Genomic DNA, 4,251 nt, shown 5'->3' with positions numbered 1-4,251 from the left:
TGAGCAGTTATCGAATGGATTTACTTGGATCGACAGAAGGATCACTGATTAAATGCCCTTGTTATTCAGCGTGTCGTTTTTCACAATAATCATATTGTTATACCTGATTAATCTGCCTTTTTTCAAGCCAGTCTGCAGAATAGAGGAGTAGTCAGCCTGAAGTTTTTTCAAATTTACAGATCCTTTTAAAATTTCATCAAGTGAGCCGTCGGCATTGCGGTCAATTGAAACAATCAGTTCAGGATACCTGCAGTATTTTTTTGATATTTTAAATTGATTGTAAACCTGTCCTTTATTCAGTTTAAGAGTGACAATTTCATAGTAAGAATCAAATGTTTCTTCAAGAAAGCGATCACCTGATGGAGGCTTTTGCTTTAGCTTATTGGATTCCCTTGCAAGTTCAATTCCATAATCGTATATATTTTGAGCTTGTGCCTGAGTTATATTTCCAAGTTTTATCTGATCAAGCACGCCGTCCTGTAATAAATCAACAGCTATTAACCCTTTGCCAAGAAGCTGATTAAAATTCTCTTTTGCAGATTCAATTGAACCGGATAATATACGATACTGTTCTCCCTTATATTTAAATGAAAATGATGATACTGTATTCTCAGATTGTCTTGTCCCTGCACAGCCGTAAAAAATAGCAATTGCAGGAAATATTTTTAAGATAGTTTTTAAAGAGAATGTAAACTTTGACATGTTTTCTCCTCCTATAAAGCTAAAACTAGATTAATTCACATCTGTTTCCAAATTGAATACGGTTTATCATATAGCTTATTTTTTGCTCCGTATTTTTTCGCAAGCTTCTTCCAGCTCATAGACCCGAACAACAGATACACCCAGTTCGGTATCAGGGGTTTTGCCATAAGTGTTACAGCCTGCTGCGGAACAGTGTTTCCTGCTGCAATTGCATCTGCAGTAAGATTAAGGGATTTTATTATGTTATGTGCCATACCTTTTACATCACGAAGAGGTTTCCCACCTATAGCTTCTCCTCCGCCAAGTGAAAGTCCACCTATCCAATTAAAGCCGGTTTCAGAAGCAAATTCTCTGCATATATTAAGTGCTGTATTGTTATGGAAGGCTTCCGGGAATCCGCAATTGGCAATGCATAAAAAATTCTGCTCTGTTGAGTTGTCTTTTTTATAGCGGTTTTCATAAATCAGCTCCATTGTCCTTATGACCAAATACGGCAGGCAGTCTACATAGAGCGGGAAAGTCAGTATCACAATGTCTGCATTATTGGCCGCTGAAAGTAATTCATTTTTAAGAATATCTGATTCTATTGATTTGTGAATCAGCATTTTATCTGTTTCAAATCCTCTCTCCTGCAGTCTTTCTGTCAGATATGTCCCAAGCGATTCAGATGTGCTGTGATGAAGTTTAGCACTTCCCACGAGAAGAAGAGCTCGTTTTTTAATATTCATTACATTACCTCAATTGAATAAAGAAGCGATTTAATCTGTTTTCTGATTTCTTCCTGATTCTGGCTGCTGTACAGTACATCCCCGGCATAAGCCGAAGGTGCAAAATTAACAGCATTTCTATCAATCAGAGTATTAAATATTCGCTCTTTTTTTTCGTCTGCCCTGGGAAGTACTCCGAGGCCTAATAAACGTGGATATTGGCCGTAACGCAGCTGATGATGAGTTTCATTGTTTTTTTTCGTGAAAAAAGGCAGAATCAGGCATATAATTCGGTCCAGTGCTTTTTTAAGTTCCGAAGAATATCCTCCGAAAGTTACAGGTGTAAACAGTACGGCAAGATCGCTCTGAATGTATTTTTTTGCTATTTCACGCCCGTCATCGTTAAACCTGCAGATACCGGGGGTTTTTACCCAGCATTCAAAGCAGCCCACGCAATTGGTAATCTTTAAATCACGGATAGGAATTGATTCTACTTCCCATTCAATAGCCTTAAGCTCCTCAGAAATAATACTGCAGATTTGATCAAGCTGCTTATTGTTGTTTTCGGTACCGTTTAAAATTACTGCCTTCAAATTGTTCTCCTTTAAGAATGCGTCATATCCGAACGGATTATTATTTCAAACAATGTTGTCTAATTACTCAGGAACAGTTACCCTGACATCGTCTCCTTTTTTCATACATCGTTGTAGTTCATGTAAAAAAAAGTGTGCGTCTTCCTTTGTAAAAGTTCCCCTAATATAATACACTATTCCGCCGCTGTTATCAACCTGGCCTGCTGCTCTGATCTGTTCTGGTTTGGATTTTAGGTGTTGATTAATTTTATCAATAGCGGATTTATAATGAGGGCACTGAAAAATTGCCAGTATTTCGTGATTCCCCATTCCGGAAAAATGGGATTTGAGTTCATTTTTCCGAATAGAAGAAGAAATGCTTAAAAGCAGGTCAAATAACGGTGTCCGGCTCTTCTTTTTTAAAAACAATCCCATTCCAAACCTCTGCTGATTAATAACAGGATTAACAGTTATGTTCTGCTGAGAAATTATTAAATGTACTAAACTTCAAAATAAAATCTCGAAAGAGATAAAATAATTAATGGGGGAGTAATGTCCAGTTATAGTTAATTAATTGTAGTTAAATATTTCGGGTTTGTCAAGAGAAATATTTACACATTGCCATGTTTGTGAAGAAAAAAATAACAGGAGAATTCAGTACTCCCAGTAAGCCGGAACCTGGCTTATAGGAAGTACTTCAATCTGTTTATGCAGATAGTATCTTTTATCTCCTGGATAAATAACCCAGAGTTTATGCAGGTTTAAATCCGATAGGGCAGAACGCATTGATTTTGTCATTTTAGGAGCGTCAGTAAACTTAAACTCGCATGCCCAGTTAAGTCCTTCTTGCTGCCAGTACAGATCAACCTCAGCGCCGGTGTGTGTTGCCCAGAAATAAGCCTGATCATCAGGTTTACCAATACTTCGCCATACAACGTCCAATGCAAACCCTTCCCAGGAGCTGCCAAGCTTCGGATGCCTTTCAAGAGCTTCCATTGTCTCAATTGTTAACAGAGAATGAAATATTCCCGAATCTCTGATATAAATTTTAGGTCTTTTAACAAGTCGTTTTTTTATATTTACATACCAGGGTTGCAACTGGCGAATCATAAATGTTCCCTGAAGAATATCTATGTAATGACGCACAGTGGTATCTGCTATACCGAAGGATTTGCCGATCTCAGAGAAATTAATAATGTTTCCGTGATAATGGCTGATCATCTGCCAGAATCTGTGTAATGTATGCGGAGGAATCCTTATACCAAGACCGGGAATATCTCTTTCAAGAAAAGTACGGATATAGTTTTCGCGCCATACTGCACTGTTTGAATCACTGTCTGCCAGGAAAGAAAGAGGCAGGCCGCCGCGTATCCACAGGTTATTTTGTCGGTCCTCCGGTATGTCGTGTATCCGGAATCCTGAAAGTGTGAAATATGCAATCCGACCTGCAAGCGATTCCGAACTTTGTTTTATCAGATCCCTTGAAGCGCTCCCGAGGATTAAATATTTTTGATCCGGTCTGTTATCTGTAAGAAAACGCAGTAATGCAAACAGATCCGGTTTGTGCTGAATTTCGTCAATAATAATAGTTCCGGTACATTTTTCCAGAACAAGCTGAGGGTTGTCAAAAAGTACAAGATCCCGTGGATTTTCCAGATCAAAATATTTGTCGAATTTAAGCGATTTGGCAAGGGTTGTTTTGCCGCTTTGTCTGGGCCCCAGTATGGCTGTTACCCGGAATTGCTGCAGAAGTTTTTCTACTGTATGTAAGTCAATTTTTCTCTGAATCACAATTTATCCCTGAAATTTCGGTAACTGCCGCTGATATTTCAATGGAAAATAGTCAGAAAACCTGTAAAAGTCAAGAAATTTAAGTTACAGACAGGAATGCTGTTTCTGTGAAGGGATATCAATGGTATTAACCTATGAGTGATATTTTGCGGATACTGCCGTTTTGATCAGACAGTATCCGCAATTTTTATTATTAAGATTTTAAAAAGCCCGGTTTCTTATCATCTTCTTCATGTCATACGGTGCAGGATCTCCGCCGAGATATTTGTGAAACCAGTCAAGATGCGCATTGTAGTAAAGGGGCATTGATTTTACATAATTCGGCCAGTGCCCGTCATTTTTAAAAACAATTAGTCTTGACGGGACATTCATTTTCTGCAGTGCTGTAAAAAACTGAAGGCTCTGGGTGTAGGGAACTCTGTAATCCCGCTCTCCTGTAATTACAAGGCATGGAGTTTTAAAATTCTTTACAAAATTGG

6 protein-coding genes are annotated in these 4,251 nt (G+C 38.3%); all 6 read right to left on the bottom strand.

The features are described from left to right. Positions 1-48: 48 nt before the first annotated feature. On the bottom strand, positions 49-702 hold the full coding sequence (locus J7K93_02170) for a hypothetical protein (GenBank protein ID MCD6115796.1): 654 nt from the start codon (positions 700-702) through the stop codon (positions 49-51). A gap of 35 nt (positions 703-737) precedes the next feature. Beyond that, entirely contained in the window at positions 738-1,430 is a 693-nt protein-coding gene (locus tag J7K93_02165; GenBank protein ID MCD6115795.1) for a hypothetical protein, read from the bottom strand. Continuing rightward, positions 1,430-2,002 (bottom strand): flavodoxin family protein, encoded by a 573-nt coding sequence (locus tag J7K93_02160; protein ID MCD6115794.1) that lies wholly within the window; start codon positions 2,000-2,002, stop codon positions 1,430-1,432. Before J7K93_02160 ends, J7K93_02165 begins: the two co-directional genes overlap by 1 nt. A 63-nt stretch (positions 2,003-2,065) precedes the next feature. Next, positions 2,066-2,416: a hypothetical protein gene (locus J7K93_02155; GenBank protein ID MCD6115793.1), complete on the bottom strand. Its 351-nt coding sequence runs from the start codon at positions 2,414-2,416 to the stop codon at positions 2,066-2,068. A gap of 219 nt (positions 2,417-2,635) precedes the next feature. Beyond that, positions 2,636-3,772, bottom strand: a complete 1,137-nt coding sequence (locus tag J7K93_02150; protein ID MCD6115792.1) for an ATP-binding protein — start codon at positions 3,770-3,772, stop codon at positions 2,636-2,638. Positions 3,773-3,973: 201 nt separating this feature from the next. Further along, on the bottom strand, positions 3,974-4,251 hold a 278-nt coding region (locus J7K93_02145), incomplete at its 5' end, for a prolyl oligopeptidase family serine peptidase (GenBank protein ID MCD6115791.1).

This window comes from bacterium, from assembly GCA_021158245.1.
Lineage (GTDB): Bacteria > Zhuqueibacterota > QNDG01 > QNDG01 > QNDG01 > QNDG01.
Note: the sequence above shows the minus strand (reverse complement) of the source record. Positions and strands in the feature narration are given on the sequence as shown.